Raw genomic sequence first — 20,120 nt, forward strand, 5'->3', positions numbered from 1 at the left:
GTTTCTGCTCAAACTTTTTCGCTTTGTTAAGAACGCCGTCGTTCAGTGTCATTATCGGAAAATGTGCGGACAGGCGACCGAATGGCAAACGACTCCGAAACCCGGGATCCCAAAAACAACAAGCAGCCAGATGAGGAAAACGGCGGATCCGATTCGACCGTGAGTTCCGATGACTATCTTCATTCCGGAATGCTTGATACCGGGAACGAGCATTTGGGAAAGGCCCACGACTATCACCTGGACCAGGATATGGGCGTATCCAACGAACAGGTGAACGCCAATCTTCACCTCGGCAGCCATGAGGGTGAACCGAACCACGGCGAAGAAACCCACAACTCCGAAAATACTTCTGATCTCTCGAGGGATTCAACCGCCAGTTCCGATCTCCCCTCCACCCCCATTGCCGACACCCAGAATGATGCCGGGCAGATCGCAAACGGCGTGTCAGGACTTGCGATTGCGCCGGATGAAACCCTGAAGGGCAACGCACAGACTTCGGAAATCCAGCAGAACGGTTCGACCCCGCGTGTCACCGAGCCCATTCTTCAGCAAGCTTCCAGCGAACAACAACAATCGCAGCCGGAGTTTGGCACTCCGGGCGGCGTTCCGACCTCTTCGGGGCAGTCGGAGGGCAAGTCCGAAGATGTGACCAGGACACCGGAAGCAACAGCTTCGGAGCTGTCCCCCCTCACAGACGTGGACGGTACCCAGAATTCGGTAGATGAGGATGCCGCGATCGGCTCGGCAATAGGTATCACCGCAAATTCGGATTCGTCCGATGGATCAAGTGTGACTTACAGCCTGCTTGATGATGCGGGAGGATTGTTCGCGATCGATCCCGATACGGGTGTGGTGACGGTAGCCGGCGAGCTGGATGCAGAAACCGCCGGAACACACGACATTGTGGTTCTTGCAACAGCGCAGGACGGTGCGTCGCGATCGGAAACGTTTACGATCGCGATTAGCGATGTCGATGAAAGCGATGTGTCGGCCGTATCCGATGTTGACGACTCGGCTAACGAAATCGCAGAAAATGTGTCCCAAGGGGCCACCGTCGGCATAACCGCACATGCGAGCGATCCTGATGCAACGGCTTCCGTTCGCTACCAGATTGATGATCCCAGATTTGAAATCGACGATGACGGCGTTGTCACCGTTGCCGGAGGCGCGACGTTCGATGCCGATACCGAAGGTGACATTTCATTCACGGTAACCGCTATCTCCAGCGATGGGTCAACCTCATCGCAGGTCTTCAACCTTGCTGTTTCGGATATCAACGAGTTTGCCGCTTCCCTGGTCGTCGATACGGATGCGACTGACAATTCCATCGCTGAAAATGCCGCTGCTGGCGATATCGTCGGTATCACAGCCTTTTCCGAGGACGCTGATGTCTCCGACACTGTGACTTACTCGGTGGATGACAACCGCTTCGTGGTTTCAGGTGATGGCGTCGTCACGATCGCGGACGGGGTCAAGTTTGATGCGGAGAGTGAAGGCTCGATCGACATCACCGTGACAGCCGAATCGACCGATGGATCCAGGTCTGAAGAAACTTTTTCCATCGACGTCACCAATATAATCGACGAGACACCAACCGATATTGAAACTGCCGGCGGGGCAATCGATGAGAACAGCTCGGCGGGCGCTGTCGTGGCTACCCTTTCAACGACGGACAAAGACGCCGGAGACAGTCATACCTACTCTATCACGAACGATCCTTCCGGTTATTTCGAGATTGTCGGAGATGAAATACGGGTCAGCGATGGTGCAAAACTCGATCATGAACGTGCAGACACTCACACGATCACTGTTCAAGTTACAGATGCAGCTGGTCTGACATATTCCGAAGACGTCACGATCACCGTAAATGATGTGAACGAAGCGCCGGCTGCACTGGTCTTGAATGCAAACACCGAAGCCGATTTTTCGGCTGTGGACGGATACACCTCCTCTGCCAGTATTTCCGACCGTGGACTTGAGAGCGACAGCAATGTCTTCTCGCTCTCGTTCACGACGGCAGACGATGTGACAACGCCTCAAACCCTGTTTGAAACCGGCGGAAATGTGTACGGGTTGAACGTCGTCATCGAAGATGGGCGCATCAATGTCTATGCGGGTGACGGGAATGATCTGGAACTGAGCGCGGAAATCACACCAGGCACCGAATACAATCTGGCGCTCGAGCTCGACAAGAACTCCGATACCCTCACTCTGTTGATGTCGGACGAGTTGCCGCTCAACGAAATGGATACTTCCAACAGCCTGGCTGACATGCAAACCGGTTGGACGGACCACGACTGGGATGGCGGCAACCATATCGGCGTCGGCACAATCGGCGGCGGAAGCAGCCAGGGCAACACCGGCGGCGATTTTCTTGGCACCATCAACGGTGATGGCCTGTCTGTCTACGCGAATGCGGGACTTGAAGACTACCTGAAGCCGCTTGTCGATGAGAACAGCGCGTCCGGCACGGTTGTTGCCACGTTGTCAACGGTGGATGAAGACGAAGGAGATACTCATACCTACGAGATCACCGACGACCCATCCGGTTCCTTCGAGATTGTCGGCAACGAGATTAGGGTCAAGGACGGTGCTTCACTCGATCATGAAGCGGCCGACAGCCACACAATCACCGTTCAGACGACCGACTCAGAAGGCCTGACCCATTCGGAAAGCGTCACCATCGCGATCGGAGACGTGAACGAGGCACCGACAGCGCTTGTTCTGAATACCGACAATCATGCTGATTTCATTGCCTGGGACGGCTTCACTTCCGGAACCAGCATTTCGGACATGGGTCTTGAAAGCGACAGCAACGTGTTTTCGATGTCGTTCACGACGGCATCGGACGTGTCCTCAACACAAACCCTCTTTGAGACCGGTGGCAATGTCTACGGTCTGAACGTTGTCATCGAAAACGGGCGCATTCACGTCTATGCCGGCGAAGGCAACAATCTCGAATTGAGTGCCGAGATTTCTCCCGATACCGAGTACAACTTTGCGCTCGAGCTGAACAAGGATGTCGATACCATTTCCTTGTTGTTGTCCAGCGTTCTCGGGCTTGGAGAGATGAATGTCTCCAACAGTCTGGTTGCGCAGCAGACTGGGTGGACAGATGGCGACTGGGATGGCGGCAACGACCTGGGTGTGGGCACCATCGCCGGGCATAGTCAGGGCCATATCGGCGGAGACTTTCTGGGCACGATCAATGGTGAGGGCCTTTCGGTCTATGCAAACGCAACGCTTTCCGATTTCATGGGAGGCACCGTTGCAGAGAACTCCTCAAGTGCAACTGTAGGTGCCTTGTCTGTATCTGATCCGGATGCCGGAGACACACATACCTACACGGTTTCAGATGATCGCTTTGAGATCCTCGGCGGCTCATTGCGCCTGAAATCTGGCGAAAGCATCGATTTTGAATCGGAGCCATCCGTTGAAGTTTCAGTCACCGCGACGGATGCCGGCGGGCTTTCCGTAACTGAAACCTTCACTGTCACATTCGATGATGTTGCTGAAGATCTTCGGCTAAACGACGACGGCGTTACGTTTGTGGATACGGGAGTTTCGGAAACGACCATTTCCGGCGGATCGGGCGACGATACGATTACGGCGCATGAAGACGGTGGCAACATCAAAGGCGGAGATGGTGACGACACGCTTGTCAGCGGAGCCGGCAACGATGTGCTTGATGGTGAAAGCGGCAATGATACGGCGTCCTTCAGCGGCAATCGTGAAGACTACGACGTTGTGGAAAATCCGGACGGCAGCTTTACTGTCACCGACACGCGCGACGGTTCTCCGGATGGCGTAGACACGGTTCGGAATGTCGAAAATTTCCACTTTTCCGACGGCGATATTCCTGCGAGCGATCTTGTCGCACGCGATATTGGTGCTGTGACAGACACGAATGATGCGTCAAATTCGGTTGCAGAAAATGCGGGCACAGGCGCGGCTGTTGGGATCACTGTCAAAGCTACAGACGAAAACGAAAGTGATACAGTCACATATTCCGTCGATGACAGCCGATTTGATGTTGCCGACGATGGAACCGTGACTGTCGCTGCCGGTGCTTCCTTCGATACAGAAACCGAAGGTTCCATCGACGTTACGGTGACAGCCACATCAAGTGACGGTTCTTCGTCGCAGGAAACTTTCACGATCGATGTTTCCGACGTGAACGAAACAGCTGTCTCGAACGTGACGGACACGGATGGCGGTGCCAATACCATTGCCGAGAACGCGATTGAGGGAGCGACAGTTGGCATCACGGCCTCTGCGGCCGACAACGATGCTTCCGACACGGTCTCCTACACCGTCGACGACGACCGATTTGATGTTGCAGATGACGGAACCGTTTCCGTTGCGGCCGGTGTTTCGTTCGATGCAGAAACGGAAGGTTCCATCGACGTCATGGTGACGGCGTCATCCTCTGATGGTTCCACATCGCAGGAGACATTCACGATCGGTGTTTCCGACATCAACGAGCATTCCACTTCCGAAATCGTTGATACGGACAGCACTTCCAACACAATTGCGGAAAACGCAACGGAGGGATCTGCAATTGGTGTCACAGTTGCTGCCTCCGACGACGATGTTTCCGACAGTGTTGCCTATTCAGTCGATGACGGTCGATTTGAAGTGGCAGATGACGGCACAATTACTGTTGCTGCCGGGGCCTCATTCGACGCGGAGACCGAAGGTTCAGTCGACGTTACGGTGACTGCAACATCCTCAGATGGTTCCACATCCGAAGAAACATTCACGATCGATGTTTCCGATGTGAACGAAACGGCCGTCTCCGACGTGACGGATACGGATACCGGTGCCAACACTATCGCCGAAGACGCTGGACAAGGTACTACAGTCGGTATCACCGCCTCTGCGTTCGATGCCGATGTGTCCGACACTGTTTCCTATTCCGTTGATGACGACCGATTTGAGGTTGCCGACGACGGAACAGTTTCCGTTGCAACCGGCGCGTCCTTCGACGCGGAAACGGAAGGTTCAATTGACGTCGTCGTCACCGTTGTCTCAACAGATGGTTCGACGTCCCAGGAAACATTCACGATCAGTGTCTCCGATGTCAGCGAATACACAGTTTCCGCGATTTCGGACACCAATGCAGACCTCAACACGATCGCAGAAAATGCCGTTGAAGGGAGTGAAGTCGGCATCACGGTCTCAGCCGTGGATGACGATATTACCGACACGGTCACCTACTCCATCGATGATGGCCGCTTCGAAGTTGCGGATGACGGTTCCGTCACGGTTGTCGCCGGCGCTTCCTTCGACGCGGAGACGGAAGGCTCTGTCGACGTCACCGTGACCGCAACATCCTCTGACGGGTCCACGTCGGATGAAACCTTCACCATCGCTGTTTCCGATGTGAACGAAACAGCCGTCTCCAGCGTGACGGACACGGATGCCGGTGCAAACGCGATTGCCGAAGATGCAGCCGAAGGAAGCGAAGTCGGCATCTCGGTTTCAGCCACTGATGACGATGTTACCGACACGGTGGCCTATACCATTGATGACGACCGCTTCGAAGTTGCAGATGATGGTACCCTTACGGTTGCTGCCGGTGCTTCTTTCGACGCAGAAACAGAAGGCTCTGTCGACGTCACCGTGACCGCAACATCCTCTGACGGGTCCACGTCGGATGAAACCTTCACCATCGATGTTTCCGATGTAAACGAAACAGCCGTCTCCAACGTGACGGATACGGATGCCGGCGCCAACGCCATTGCAGAAGATGCCGGAGAAGGCACGACGGTTGGCATTACAGCTTCTGCATCCGACGCCGATGTGACGGACACGGTGACTTATTCCGTGGATGATGCCCGCTTCGACGTGGCAAACGATGGAACCGTGACGGTTGCCTCAGGTGCGCGTTTCGACTTTGAAAGCGAACCGACAATCTCGCTGACACTGACCGCAACTTCCTCAGACGGTTCCAGTTCGCAGCAGACGCTCGACGTCAACGTTACAGATGTCGCAGAGTCTTTCCAATTGAGTGCCGGTCAAACCGAATTCGTCGACGAAGGCGTTGCGGAACCAACGATTACCGGGACAGATGCCGCGGAAACCATCACCGCGCACGAGGACGGCGGCACCATCTATAGCGGCGGCGGCGATGATACGGTTTATGGGAAAGCCGGCGACGACGAAATCATTTTCGGCGAAGGTGCCGACACTGTTTACGGTGGCGGTGGAAACGACTTTATCGACGATCAAAGAGGTGCACAGCCCAACACGGATGCCAACCATCTGGATGGTGGCGAAGGCAATGATACCATCTATGGCGGCGGTGGCGACGATACCATCATTGGAGGCGAAGGCGCGGATCGGCTTTCAGGCGAAAACGATGATGACACAATTGATGGTGGCAGCGGAAATGATGCCCTGTTTGGCGGCTCCGGCGACGACACACTGGAAGGTGGTGCAGGCAACGACTACCTGAGCGGCAGCAGCGGCAACGACACGGCGGTTTATTCCGGAAACCATGCCGACTACTCGATCACCGATCATGGCAATGGTTCTTTCACAATCGCAGACACGCGCAGCGGCTCACCGGACGGGACGGACACTGTCTGGGATGTCGAAAACTTCGAGTTTGCCGATGGTACGCTGTCTGCCTCGGACCTGGTCAATTCAGCTCCGACCGATATCTCATTTTCGGCGAACGAAGGACTTGCGCTGACGGAGACCGACGGCGGCAACGGGGTCGTAACGGGTGAAATTGTTTCTGATGGCAGCGGCAACAACTCTGTTGATCATTGGTCTATCAGCCATGATGGCGGCGATCTGACGATCGATGTGCTGGCCAGCGGATTCAATGGCGGCAACCTGGATAGCAAGATATTCCTTTACAAGGACAATGGCGACGGCACGTTCACGTCTGTGACCAGCAATGACGACGGCGCCGCGGGAAGCGACGGCAGCACAAATTCCCTTGATAGCCTCATCAGCCGAACGGGACTTGAAGCCGGCGATTACATGGTGGTCATCGGTAGCTATCCGCTGAATGACAGCGAGGCGCTGAGCACTTCTTCCAATCACCCCGCATCAGGATCCACCACAGGTCCCTACCAGATTACCATCACAGGTGATGCATCGATCACCGGTTTGACGGAAAACCCCTCCGGTGGCGGAGGCTGGGGAGATCCGGCAAACAACGCTGTTGTTGTTTCCACCGGAGCAGATGCATCGACGATTGCATCCGGCTCGGTTGTTGCCGGAATAGCATCGGTTGCAGATGCCGATGCCGGTGATTCCTTCCATTTCAGCTTCACGGATGACGGCGATGGCGCGTTTGAGATCGACGCGACCTCCGGCGATATCTCAACCACGTCCGAACACGATGCAAAGACGTCCCTCAGCGATACCGTGACCGTGCAGGTGACGGATGCAAACAATGAGTCCTATCAGGAAACGCTCGGTATAGAACTCGGGACGAGTGGTGACGACACAATCAACGGCACTGAAAATGAGGATGTCATTTTTAATTTCGGCGGCAACGATACGGTTGATGGCGGTGCTGGCAAGGACACCATGGTTCTGAGCGGAAATCAGGGTGACTACAACATCTACGACAACGGTGATGGAAGCTACACCGTAATCGACACGCGTACAGGATCGCCTGACGGCACCAATACCGTTTCCAACGTGGAAAACTACAGGTTCGCCGACGGCGACGTTCAGGTGGGCGACCTCTCGATGAGTACGGACATGATGCTGTCCGACGCCAACACGACCGGCAACACCATTCATGAAGTGGCTGATGCCGGCACTGAAGTGGGCATTTCGGTATCGTCCATGAACCCGGGTGGAGGTGCCCTCGCCTACTCGCTCAGTGACGACCGGTTCAGTATCGATTCCGACGGTGTTGTGACCATCGCCGACCATGCGTTTTTTGACAGCCAGGTGGAGTCGTCTATCGATCTGACGATCACAGCCAAGTCGACTGACGGTTCCGAGGCGTCCGAGACCTTCTCCATTTCAGTTTCCGGCGACTATGATCAGGATTTTACCGGCGGTCTCGCAAGCGGAAACTTCAGCCGGTCCGGACAGTCCTACTCCGTCGACGGTGTCGGCGGTAATGACACGATCCAGACGGGTGACTTCAACGACAGGATCGAAGGCGGATCCGTTGCGGGAGCCGACCAGATCACTGGCAATGGAGGTAAAGACCTTCTCTTCGGCGAAGGCGGCCAGGATACGATCATGGGTGGTGACGGCAACGACATCATTATCGGCGGAGCTGATGACGACAGCCTCCATGGCGGAGATGGATCCGATCTTTTCATGCACGGACTCGGGGACGGCAATGATGCCATCTACGGCGGTACCGGAAGTGCGTGGACCGACGTTATCGATCTCGGAGGTGGTCCCGGCGTCACATCTGCTGGAGAATACGGGACAGACTGGACTGTTACGATAACCAGCGGGTCGATTGAAAATACCGACACGGACAGCGGTCGTCTGGAACTTTCAGACGACGCTGTCGGCTCGATCGACTTTACCGATGGTTCAAAGGTCGAATTTGCAGAGATTGAAGAAATACGCTGGTGAACGTTAGATCCTTTCTTCAAGATTGAAATACAATATGATTGCGCAAGACCCCGCCAGGAGAGCGGGGTCTTTGTTCATAATTCAGCAAATCATGGTTTGGAAACTTGTCGAACTATCGTTCGCTCAACGGATCTCCGATGGCGCGCGTGACCGGTTTCAACAGGTATTGCATGACAGATTTCGAACCGGTGACAATCTTGGCGTCGACAACCATGCCGGGTGAAATCGTTTCTTCTTGTGACCCCTTGCCGATCATGTTGGACGACAATGGAATCTTGGCCTTGAAATAATAGTTGCCGTATTCATCTCTGAAACTTGATGCGGACACGACAGAAACTTCGCCCTTCAACGTCCCCTGAATGTTCGGGTCAAATGTCGTGACGGCTATCTCCGCCTCGTCGCCGACTTCCACATGCCCGATGTCTCTGGGGGATACCCGGACTTCCGCTACAAGGTTACTGTCGCTTGGAACGATTTCAGCGACCACATCGCCCGGAGCAACGACACTGCCAGGACCCTTGAGGTTCAGCGTCTTGACATGACCGCTGGCAGGCGCTCGGACGTATAGCCGGTCAAACCGGTCTCTTTGTTTTTCCGCCTCGAATGCCAGTTCACTGCGTTCCTGAACCACCCGACTGCGTTCTTCCGCCAGTTCTTCTGCTTCGACCGCGATGAAACGTTCCAGGCTTGCCTTGGCTTCAGCCAGTTGCGCCTCAGCCCGGCCTTTTCGTCCGATAAGTTCACTGAGTTCACTCTGCGCGATCTGGTGCGCTGACTTTGCGTCCAGGAAACGCCGCTTGGACGTATATCCCTGATCAAAGAGTGACTCCTGAATTGCGAATTTTTCCTGCTCGATTTCTACCTGCGTCCTTTGAAACGAGATTCGCTCAAGGACACTGGCCAGTTCAGCTTCCTTTTCGTTTATCCGAGCCTTCAATGCCTGCTGCTCTTGCTCGATAGCCTTCTTTTGAGCTTCCAGAGCGGCCTGCTGCGCTTCGCTGAAATCGAAGTCGCCGGAAAACCTCGGGTCTCCGTTCTTCTCTTCCCGAGAGTAGTTCGTTAGGCGTTGTTCTTCTCGCGCAAGGAACTGGAGCCTGGTGCGGACTTTTTCAAGGTCGTTTGAGGTTGCGGCTTCCTGCAGCCGGACAAGGGGTGTTCCCTTTTCGACCAGTTGCCCTTCTTCAACTAAAACTTCTGCAACGATGCCGCCTTCAAGATGGCCGACGGTCTGAATCTTGCCGGCAGGGACAATTTCGCCCGAAGCCTTGGCAACCTCACGTACCTGCCCAACGATGGACCAGCCGAGAAAGGCGGCAGCTCCAAGAGACAGCACCTGCAGGATGCGCCTGTAGGCGAAGGGCGGCGGCCCGTCTTCCAGTTCCAGGGGCATGTCCAGGGAATAATCTTGCTTGGCGGATTTTCGGGAAAACATGACGCTCTACTATCACTCGGTACCTATGGTGAGAACTGTGCGCCCTTAAAGTAAACATCTGCTGAATCAACTCGTTAGAAAGTCAGCACGATGTGCAGGACACACAAGTCTCATGGAGGAGCAACTGAGGTGTCGTCGTCGTTGGTTCTGTCAATGGTGTTGAACATGACCAGGCCGGTGTTTCATTTCTTCCTTGCCTCAAGGGGGCGCGCCGGCATCAAGGCCTCCCTGAAACTGGGATGGGGTAGACCTTCCTGAGACCATGTCCTTTGTATGGATCCAAAACCTCATCGGAGGTGGTCATCCGGAAGGATGGGACAACCCCAGATGGAGACGTTCTTCTTTCTGCGGGTGTAAACATCGCGTGCATGTTTGAGCGCCATGGCGGTGTCCGGTGCATGAGGGGACCCGACATGCCTGTGGTTCAGGCCGTACTGTCCCCGGATGAACGCTCCCCAAAGCGGCCATTCGCTTCCCATCGTCCAGACTTTCGATCGTCAGGCGGCGGAACTATCACACGACTCAGTTCTCCAGAGGCCGGACGACTTTGCGTAGTCCCAACCAAATGCCTCGTCAGATGCGCCCTGGGTGTTGAGCATCTCAAGTCTTGCCAGGGCCTCATTCAAATCCGGTTTGTGCCCGGCGGACACCGGCCACATGACGAAGTGCATCTTATCCATGGCATCAAACCACTCCGCCTTGCGTGCATAAATGCGCTTGTGGATCGTCTGGAATACAAATCGCTCCAGTGAATCGATATCTCTCCATACCGACATGTTGGCAATGATGTGCGGATCATTCATCACGACCACGTCTGTCGCGGTGGCATCAAGCTCAAGACGCCAGATGAAGCCGTCACTGCGTTCAGCGGCGGCATTCACACGGTCGAGGTTGTTGACGAAATCAGCAATCCGCGGGTCGTTAATGTCGTGCTTGAGACGAGCGATATTCAACTCTGCCACGTGTTGATCTGCCATCTTGACCATTCCCACATTCCCTTCCCGACCTGACCCTGAAAGACGCTTGCGTGGATGATATGTGAACGTTATAAAGTTACGCGTTATAAAATTACATCCACCGGACACCTTCCCGAATGGCCTCTTTTATCATGATTTCAAATCCCGTTCGCAATTCAAAGCGCTTGCTTGCACAAACCGCAATCGCCGGATCCTTCGCGCTTGCGGCAACGACCATGTCTGCACATGCCGAAGCGCCTAATGTCGTGACGACCATCAAGCCGCTCCACTCGATCGCCTCGGCGGTCATGGAAGGTGTCGGCAAGCCGCACATCATCATCGATGGCGCTGCCTCGCCGCACGGCTTCGCGCTCAAGCCGTCCCAGGCGTTCCTGCTGCAGGGAGCCGACGTCGTTTTCTGGATAGGACCGTCCCTCTCTGCTTCGCTTGCAAAGCCCATCAGCGCCATGGCTGCCGATGCAACTACCGTTGAACTGATGGATGTGGCCAATATGGATCATCTTCCCTATCGCGAAGGTGCCAATTTTGACTCTCATGATCATGGAGATCATGAGGATCATGCGTCGCATGAAGATCACGATGAGCACAAAAAACACGCTGATCACGAAGAGCATGATGGTCATGATGAACACGCGGATCATGAGGATCACGGCGACCATAGTGAGCATGCGGATCACAAGGACCATGACGAACACGAAGAGCATGACGAACATGAGCATGAAGGTGCTGAAAAGGAACATGCGCATTCCGAACACGCCCATGATAGTGAGCACGAGCACGAAAAACATGCGGATGCAGGCCATGCTGACGAACACGGTCATGATCACGAAGGCGCAATGGACCCGCATATCTGGCTGAACCCGGACAATGGAATTGCCATTGCTGCTGTCATGGCAGAAACGCTTGCCAAGGCTGACCCGGACAATGCCGAAATCTACAAGAAGAATGCAGCCGCATTTGCAGAACGTATTGAAACGCTGGAAACGAAAATCGCAGAGACGCTAAAGCCTGTCGAAGGCAAGAAATTTGTCGTTTTCCATGACGCCTACCATCATTTCGAACATCACTTCGATTTCGAAGCAAGCGGCGCGATAACAATTTCGCCGGAAACCGTCGCCAGTGCCAGCAGGGTTGCCGAAATACAGGATCAGATCAAGGATCTGTCCGTGACCTGTGTTTTCCAGGAGCCACAATTCGATGCGAAACTGGTCGATGTCGTCCTGGAGGGAAGCGATGCCCGCAAGGGAACGCTCGATCCTCTCGGTACGGAACTTGACAACGGGGCGGACCTTTATCCTGAACTTCTGTCCAGCCTGTCAGCCTCACTGAATTCCTGTCTTTCAGGCCAATCATGAGTAAATGAAAACGCCGGGCGCGTTGCCCGGCGTTTTCATGTCTGGTCGTTCGATTTTTTCTCAGCTCGCGTTTCTGGCCTTTTCCCGCGCTGCCTCGGTCTTTCCGATCGCTTTCAGCAAGTGGCGGTCGCGGTCGTAGATGTCAGAGTAGTAGGCGATCCCGCTGCCTTCCTGCTCCGGCCATGCGGTGAAGTAGGAAACATAAACAGGAATATCGCCTGTTACCTGTTCCTGCTCGTTTTGCCCCTCGGCAATCCTTGACGCTACGTAGTCCTTCGACTTTCCAAGGACAGCGGCGGCCATGCCTTGAGGGTCGTGCAGCCTGATACAACCGTGGCTGAAAGCACGTACATCCTTGTTGAAGAGGTTTTTCGACGGCGTGTCGTGCATGTAAATATGATGCTCGTTCGGGAACAGAATTTTGACAGCGCCGAGAGCATTCGAACGGCCGGGATACTGACGTACATTGATGGATTGCTGTTTGGCGGCGACTGCATACCAGTCCACCGACGCCGAAGAGACCTTCCGCCCTCTTGGTGTCGTGACTTCGTATCCGGCGCGGTCGAGATAGGACGGGTCACGTGCGAGTTTCGGCAACATTTCATTGACGATGATCGAGTATGGCACCCCCCAGTACGGGTTGTACTCTACGACCTCGATCTGGTCGTAAAAGAAGTTTGTCTGGTTTGACTTTTTACCAACGACCACCCGCATGGACAACGGGTCCTCACCCGGGGCCGTGTAGGTCGCCGTGAATGCAGCCTGGTTGATGAACACCTTGCGCGCGCCGAGTTCCTCCGGGATCCACCGGCTGCGCTCCATCGCAAGTTCCACCTTGGCGATCTTGGCAGCGTTGGTCTCTCCGACCAGGGCATTGATCGTGTTTTTTCCGACGATCCCGTCCGGCGTCAGGTCAGCCTCCTTCTGAAAGGCCTTAACAAGTGCAATCAATTCCGGGGAATAAAGATCGCTGTCATCGTAGGCTGAAAGCGTCTCGGCATGTACAGTCAGCAGGTCCTGCGATCCGTTTTTTGCAATCGCAGCAACGATATTCTTCATTTCCGGGCTGGATTTGCCGGCTTTCAGGAATGTCCCTGGTGCGATGACAATCTGCCCGGCATCCTCATCTTCCGATTTCAGCCGTTCCAGTTCTGCAGTCAGCTTGCGGAAATGCTCGTTCTGCGGCTGATGGCCAGCCAGTTCTTCCGGGACGTCTGCTGCTTTTTCGAGATCCGAGAGGGCGCCGACCAGATCAACATCGTGTCGCGGCAGATCATGGTATTGCGAAATTCTGTTCGGGTCGACCCGGCCGCGCGTTGCGTCCAGCACATAGGTCATCGCCGCCGCACTCAGTTCCATTTCAAACCGCATCAACGCAGCTTCTTTTTCAGCCGCGTCGAGACCTGAAACAGCTGGGGGCGCAACAAAATAATCTTCCGGGACGAGTGCGAATTTGCCAGTCGCCGCCATGGCCTTGCGCATCTGCTCGGCCTTGGGTGTTGCTTGTCCGTCTTTCACCCAGACAAAATCTGGATGTTCCCTGTAATAGGCGATCAACGCTTCTCCGACTTCCGGCAAAACAGTCAGGGACAGTTCCTTGAGTGCCGGGCGTGCGCGGTCGAAGTTCGTAAGCACGACGGGTTCGACCGGAACAATGTCTCTTTCCACCGTTGTCGTGTCGGCAGGCTCGACGCTCGCGCCTGCCGGCTTGATCTCTGCGGTTTTCTTTTCAGAAAGCGGTGCGAGCGAAACAACTTTCCACTTGTCGGGTGTGTAGTTGAGATAGCGCGGTGCGGACACTTTCACCGTGGCGGCCTTTTTACGCAGCTGCTCCTGCTTCTGGCGTTCCTGCTGCCTGCGATGATTTTCAGGATTGAACAGGCGCTGAAACAGTCCCTGAGCGGCGGCGTGTTCGGTGCTTGCGACACCGAACCCCGTTGCAAGCACCGACGCCATGAGACAGGCCTTGATCGAGTTTTTCATCGCCGTTCGGAAGTGGTTTCCAGTGTCCGTTTCATGGAACCCGTTCACGCGCACGTCTTGTTTCATATCGCTTGCCTGCATTGCCTAAACCCACAAGTCAAAAGTCGGCCTGATGTCAGATCCGTTGCCCATTCAGCCGGACACCACATCCTCTCTGCCGTCAAGAAATCGCCCGGAAGACCGTCCTTCCGCACCTTCTTCTTGCATCGGTTTCCGGCTCAACTCCGCACATCTTTGCTGGAACTGTGACGCGAAACGCAAGAAGCAAACTGGTTAATACTATAACAGGCTTGATCAGGGGGTTAAGGGCAAGCGTCATTCACACCTTTTAAATTCAATTCAGTGTGACGATTTTGTCTCTAAGAGAATATCCCCTGTGTTCGGTAGATCATTTTTTTAAATTGTATGAATAACTTAGTGCCAACAAAAAAGCTCTCACCCGTGATGTTCATCACGGCCACGCGGCGCTGTTAAAACTAGGAACGTGAGTACAAAACCGAACATTATTATCCGGAGCGCAGCGAATGCCGTTTCAATTCAACATCGGGGATCACGTTTCGCCCCAGGCCGGATTCGTTGAATTCAGCGCGCCACAACACGACCAGTTGAAATGGTGCCGGAGCAAATTGTTCAAGATGGTTGCTGGAAACCTGAGCTGCGACGACTATTTCCGCTCACTGCCGAACAGCAGAACGCTCACCGACCTGATAAACGACAGCAGCATCTGGGTGAATTACGGGCCGGGTATCGCAACACCGTTCTACGGCAAAACGTATTCTGCCTCCGGCGAAATAGGTATTGCGGACAGCGCTTTCAGGATGGGCCGCTGGACTGTCCTTGCAACGATCATCCATGAGCTTGCCCATGTAAATGGTGCGCCCGGTCGGGGTGGAGATACGCGCGCTGAGGAGGCGGTCTATCATTGCGGGCTGGGAACTTCAGACGCGTATTACGGTCTCGACGAGGTTCCTGGAACACCCTGCTATCCGGAATACGGAGACTGAAAACAATGTGCCGCCCGGAGCCATCTGACCGAAGGCTCCAGGCCGAAAACATGCCCTAGAACGGGATTTCGTCGTCCATCGGACCGGCACCACCGCCACCGGATCCGCCAAATCCGCCGCCACCGGAACCGCCGCCATGGCCGCCACCGCCGAAACTTCCGCCGCCGCCGCCGCCGCCCTGGGATTCATTGCCGTAATCAGGAAGGCCGCCGGACTGACCGCCTTCGCCACGCCCGTCGAGCATCGTCAGATTCGAATTGAATCCCTGCAGCACGACCTCGGTTGAATAACGGTCCTGACCGGACTGGTCCTGCCACTTGCGCGTCTGGAGCTGACCTTCCAGGTAGATCTTGGAGCCCTTGCGCAGGTATTGCTCTGCGACCTTGCAAAGTCCCTCATTGAAGATGACCACGCGATGCCATTCGGTTTTCTCCCGGCGCTCGCCGCTGTTTCGGTCCCGCCAGGATTCAGATGTGGCAATACGCAGGTTGGCGATAGGCCTGCCATCCTGTGTCCGGCGAATTTCCGGATCAGCACCCAAGTTGCCGACCAAAATGACTTTGTTGACGCTACCCGCCATCCTGCACTCCTGTTTGTTCTCGCAGCTATTCCGGTTCCGCGATTGTTTCCGGAACTTGTTTTAACGGAACCATTCTGCCCGCCTTGGCGCTAGAAAGCAGAACCGTAGCGGCACTCCAACCGTTTCGCCCATGTTTTCGTTCACGTGCACCCATTTTCCACAAGGCAAAGGAATTGATGCGCATGAAATCGCGGAATTTTGTGCCGTTTTCGCAACCGACACCTCGTTCATCGTTCCACACCACCTGAAAATCGAGATACAATGCCGTCGACAACCGTTTTTTTCCGTTATATGTACTTGTTTTGTTCTTATCACTTCTATAAAAAAGTTGCAATCGAACTGAGCAAATATGCGTGTTTCCATCCGATGACCAATTCACCCGACTGGATGTTACGCGGTTAGCTGCTATATCGGGAAAATGACAGACGGGTTCGGGATCACCAACCCTCAATGCAGATAGACCAGCGGCAGGCGTTCGGCTTGCTGCATGTTTCGCAGGAAAATCAAGAATGTCGACAAATGACGGCACTCGCCCGGACGAGTCTCGAACTACGGATCCGACAAAAGTGATCAGCATTCGCGGCGCCAGAGAGCACAATCTCAAGGGGGTGGATCTTGATTTGCCGCGCGACCGCTTGATCGTCATGACCGGTCTGTCCGGATCGGGCAAGTCGTCTCTCGCCTTTGACACAATCTACGCCGAAGGACAACGACGGTACGTGGAGAGCCTGTCGGCCTACGCAAGGCAGTTTCTGGAAATGATGCAGAAGCCGGATGTCGACCAGATCGACGGACTTTCGCCGGCAATTTCCATCGAACAGAAGACGACGTCGCGCAACCCGCGCTCGACCGTGGGGACCGTCACCGAAATCTATGACTACATGAGGCTTCTCTTTGCCCGTGTCGGCATCCCCTATTCGCCGGCCACCGGCCTGCCGATCGAAAGCCAGACCGTGAGTCAGATGGTCGACCGGGTCATGGAACTGGAGGAAGGCGCCCGCCTCTATCTGCTGGCACCCATGGTACGGGGACGCAAGGGAGAATATCGCAAAGAACTTGCCGAACTCATGAAAAAGGGGTTTCAGCGGGTCAAGATCGACGGAACGTTCCATGAAATCGCGGAAGCCCCTGCCCTCGACAAGAAGTACAAACACGATATCGATGTTGTCGTGGACCGCCTTGTCGTACGCGATGATATCTCGGGCCGGCTGGCAGACTCCCTTGAAACAGCCCTGAAACTTGCCGATGGTATCGCGATCGCCGAATTTGCAGACAAGACGGATGAAAAGGGCAATCCGGAACGTCTGATCTTTTCCGAAAAATTCGCATGTCCGGTATCCGGCTTCACGATATCCGAAATCGAACCGAGGCTGTTTTCGTTCAACAATCCGTTCGGTGCCTGTCCGACGTGCGACGGCCTGGGAACGACACTTGCCTTCGAAGAAGACCTTGTCGTCCCGGATCACTCGCTGTCATTGCGTGAAGGTGCGGTTCTGCCCTGGGCCAAGACGGGGTCCACCTCCCCATATTATGCACAGACCCTGGAAGCGCTTTGCAGCCATTTCAAGGTCACGATGTCGACACCCTGGAAAGACCTGCCCGGAGAGGTTCAAGATGCGATCCTGCACGGAACCGGCAAGACACTTGTTGAATTTGTCTATGACGACGGCGTGCGCAGTTACCGCACTGAAAAGACCTTTGAGGGCGTGATCGGCAACATCGAACGTCGCTGGCGGGAAACGGAATCTTCCTGGGTCCGCGAAGAACTGGCCAGGTACCAGTCGGACCATGCCTGCCCGGCCTGTGGCGGTTTCCGTCTGAAACCGGAGGCCCTGGCCGTCAAGATCGCGGGAAAGCATATCGGTGAAGTGACCGAACACTCGATCCGGCATGCCAGGGACTGGTTCGATACGTTGCCCGACCAACTGAATGAAAAACAGTCGGAAATTGCCGGACGGATCCTCAAGGAAATCCGTGAGCGTTTGAAATTCCTAAACGATGTCGGCCTTGAGTATCTGACACTGTCCCGTTCTTCCGGGACGCTTTCAGGAGGAGAAAGCCAGCGCATCCGCCTTGCGTCACAGATTGGGTCCGGTCTGACGGGTGTCCTTTATGTCCTCGATGAACCTTCCATCGGCCTGCATCAGCGTGACAATGCCCGGCTTCTGGAAACACTTAAACATCTACGGGACCTCGGTAATACGGTCATCGTGGTCGAACATGACGAAGATGCTGTTCTGACTGCAGACTATGTCGTCGATGTCGGTCCGGGTGCCGGCGTGCACGGCGGTGAAGTGGTTGCGAAGGGCAGTCCTGCAGAAATCATGGCCAACACAAGGTCGTTGACCGGGGAATACCTTTCCGGAGCGAGAATGATTTCGCGCCCGGACGGCAGACGCAAGATCAACAAGAAACGGAAACTCTCTGTCCGCGGCGCACGAGGCAACAACCTCAAGGATATCGATGTCGATGTGCCTCTCGGCACATTCACCTGCGTCACCGGTGTCTCAGGTGGTGGCAAGTCGACATTCCTGATCGACACGCTCTTCAAGGCTGCCGCCCGCCGTCTGAATGGCGCCAGAGACAATCCTGCCCCGCATGATCGTATTGAGGGGTTGGAAGTCCTGGATAAAGTAATCGATATCGATCAGTCGCCCATCGGGCGCACACCGCGCTCCAATCCGGCAACCTATACCGGTGCCTTTACACCGATCAGAGAGTGGTTTGCCGGCATGCCGGAGGCCAAGGCTCGAGGCTATCAGCCAGGGCGTTTTTCCTTCAACGTCAAGGGTGGACGTTGCGAAGCCTGCCAGGGTGACGGTGTCATCAAGATCGAAATGCACTTCCTGCCGGACGTTTATGTGACCTGCGACGTGTGCAAGGGCAAACGCTATAACCGGGAGACCCTGGAAGTCGAATTCAAGGGAAAATCCATTGCGGGCGTTCTCGACATGACCGTTGAGGAGGCCGCAGAATTCTTCGCAGCGGTTCCTGCTGTTCGTGACAAGATGAAAACGCTCGCGCGTGTCGGGCTCGGCTATATCAAGGTCGGTCAGCAGGCGACGACACTCTCCGGTGGCGAAGCTCAGCGTGTGAAGCTTGCCAAGGAACTGTCCAAACGGTCGACCGGGCGCACGCTATACATACTCGACGAACCGACGACGGGTCTTCATTTTCATGATGTCGCCAAACTTCTCGACGTTCTTCACGAACTTGTCGATCAGGGGAATTCGGTGCTGGTCATCGAGCACAATCTCGAAGTCATCAAGACCGCAGACTGGATAATCGATCTTGGTCCGGAAGGCGGTGATGGTGGCGGTGCCGTGGTCGCGACGGGTCGTCCGGAGGACGTGGCAGAGGTTCAGGCAAGTTACACAGGACAGTTCTTGAGCGAACTTTTGCAGCGCAGGCCGCAAAGAGCTTCCGATGCTGCGGAATAGCCCAATGGGTTCCGCCTCTTGAATTTCTGTGCATCGCACCTAAATCTATAAAAGCATGCGACGTAAGCGATTTCCGGAATATGCCCTAACCATATCCCATGAAAATGCTGCATTGCATCATTTGCATGTCTGGCATGCAAAGATGGCACTTCTTTTAATTCACTTGGTGAATTATATGTTTGATCAACAGAGACAAAGGCGCGGCATCGCCGTGTTGATCAAGGAATAACAAGATGTTTGACAATGTGCGTAGTAAGTACAGCAGCTGGGTAAACTATCGTCGTGCGATCGACGAATTGTCCCGCCTGTCAGCACGTGAACTGCAGGATCTCGGCATTTCCCGGAGCGACATCAAGTTTGTCGCCCGCCGCGGATTGAGCAGCTAAAGAATACCAGATCGCGTCCAAGGGCATCCTCCTCCCAGCCTAAGGACGTGTGACACGCAGGGCATCCTCCTCCCAGCCCTGCCAGTCGAAACGACGCCCGCCAGTACCTCCTCCCACTGGCGGGCGTTCGTTTGTTCAGACACACGTTTCAAAGACATTCCCGAATAAAACAAGCACACACGGCATAGTCTTCGCATATGCGATACGGCGCCAGATCCGTGGCTATGCGTCAAACAATTCCTCTACCGTTAACTTCTTGTTGTCTTGCATTTTTTGCATATCAGAGTCGCAAAAAAATCACTTCTTCGCAATGCACAATTTTCCTATATAGCGATTGTAAGAGATGAACGGGCCAGACGCCGATCCGCGGTGCCATGGCCATGAGATAGCGA

General features: G+C 54.9%; 10 protein-coding genes and 1 pseudogene. 5 read left to right on the forward strand and 6 right to left on the reverse strand.

From position 1 onward, the window contains the following. The first annotated feature begins 81 nt into the window (after positions 1–81). Entirely contained in the window at positions 82–8,571 is an 8,490-nt protein-coding gene (locus LA5095_RS26940; protein ID WP_055120716.1) for a beta strand repeat-containing protein, read from the forward strand. 112 nt (positions 8,572–8,683) lie between these two features. On the opposite strand, the gene LA5095_RS26945 is transcribed toward LA5095_RS26940, so the two are convergent. The 3 genes and pseudogenes from LA5095_RS26945 to LA5095_RS26955 form a co-directional block, all read right to left on the reverse strand. Further along, the gene (locus LA5095_RS26945; protein WP_055120718.1) at positions 8,684–10,003 is read right to left on the reverse strand and encodes an HlyD family type I secretion periplasmic adaptor subunit; all 1,320 of its coding nucleotides are present in this window, start codon (positions 10,001–10,003) and stop codon (positions 8,684–8,686) included. Positions 10,004–10,326: 323 nt separating this feature from the next. Then, positions 10,327–10,482 (reverse strand): annotated as a pseudogene (paaB, locus tag LA5095_RS26950) (1,2-phenylacetyl-CoA epoxidase subunit PaaB); the annotation flags it as partial. Positions 10,483–10,500: 18 nt separating this feature from the next. Then, a complete protein-coding gene (locus LA5095_RS26955) occupies positions 10,501–10,989 on the reverse strand; it encodes a DUF3291 domain-containing protein (protein WP_208992876.1) in 489 nt (162 codons plus the stop codon). A 107-nt stretch (positions 10,990–11,096) separates the two neighbouring features. On the opposite strand from LA5095_RS26955, the gene LA5095_RS26960 reads away from it, so the two are divergent. Continuing rightward, entirely contained in the window at positions 11,097–12,335 is a 1,239-nt protein-coding gene (locus LA5095_RS26960; protein WP_235808889.1) for a zinc ABC transporter substrate-binding protein, read from the forward strand. A gap of 60 nt (positions 12,336–12,395) precedes the next feature. Here LA5095_RS26960 and LA5095_RS26965 read toward each other — a convergent pair whose 3' ends face one another. Continuing rightward, positions 12,396–14,384, reverse strand: coding sequence for a L,D-transpeptidase family protein (locus LA5095_RS26965; RefSeq protein WP_082442938.1), 1,989 nt, complete (start codon positions 14,382–14,384; stop codon positions 12,396–12,398). Between the two features lie 458 nt (positions 14,385–14,842). Here LA5095_RS26965 and LA5095_RS26970 point away from each other — a divergent pair, with 458 nt between their 5' ends. After that, positions 14,843–15,322, forward strand: coding sequence for a hypothetical protein (locus LA5095_RS26970; RefSeq protein WP_055120720.1), 480 nt, complete (start codon positions 14,843–14,845; stop codon positions 15,320–15,322). Positions 15,323–15,377: 55 nt separating this feature from the next. Here the strand turns inward: LA5095_RS26970 and LA5095_RS26975 are convergent, their stop codons facing one another. Together LA5095_RS26975 and LA5095_RS32520 are read right to left on the reverse strand one after the other, a co-directional pair. Beyond that, positions 15,378–15,902, reverse strand: a complete 525-nt coding sequence (locus LA5095_RS26975; RefSeq protein ID WP_055120721.1) for a single-stranded DNA-binding protein — start codon at positions 15,900–15,902, stop codon at positions 15,378–15,380. Positions 15,903–15,927: 25 nt separating this feature from the next. Further along, on the reverse strand, positions 15,928–16,479 hold the full coding sequence (locus tag LA5095_RS32520) for a hypothetical protein (protein WP_186009661.1): 552 nt from the start codon (positions 16,477–16,479) through the stop codon (positions 15,928–15,930). Between LA5095_RS32520 and uvrA the strand changes: the two genes are divergently transcribed. Further along, positions 16,412–19,342: an excinuclease ABC subunit UvrA gene (gene uvrA / locus LA5095_RS26985; protein ID WP_055120725.1), complete on the forward strand. Its 2,931-nt coding sequence runs from the start codon at positions 16,412–16,414 to the stop codon at positions 19,340–19,342. The genes LA5095_RS32520 and uvrA overlap by 68 nt on opposite strands. A 233-nt stretch (positions 19,343–19,575) precedes the next feature. Next, positions 19,576–19,728: a DUF1127 domain-containing protein gene (locus LA5095_RS32180; protein ID WP_082442929.1), complete on the forward strand. Its 153-nt coding sequence runs from the start codon at positions 19,576–19,578 to the stop codon at positions 19,726–19,728. Positions 19,729–20,120 lie beyond the last annotated feature (392 nt).

The organism is Roseibium album, assembly GCF_001404515.1.
Lineage (GTDB): Bacteria > Pseudomonadota > Alphaproteobacteria > Rhizobiales > Stappiaceae > Roseibium > Roseibium album.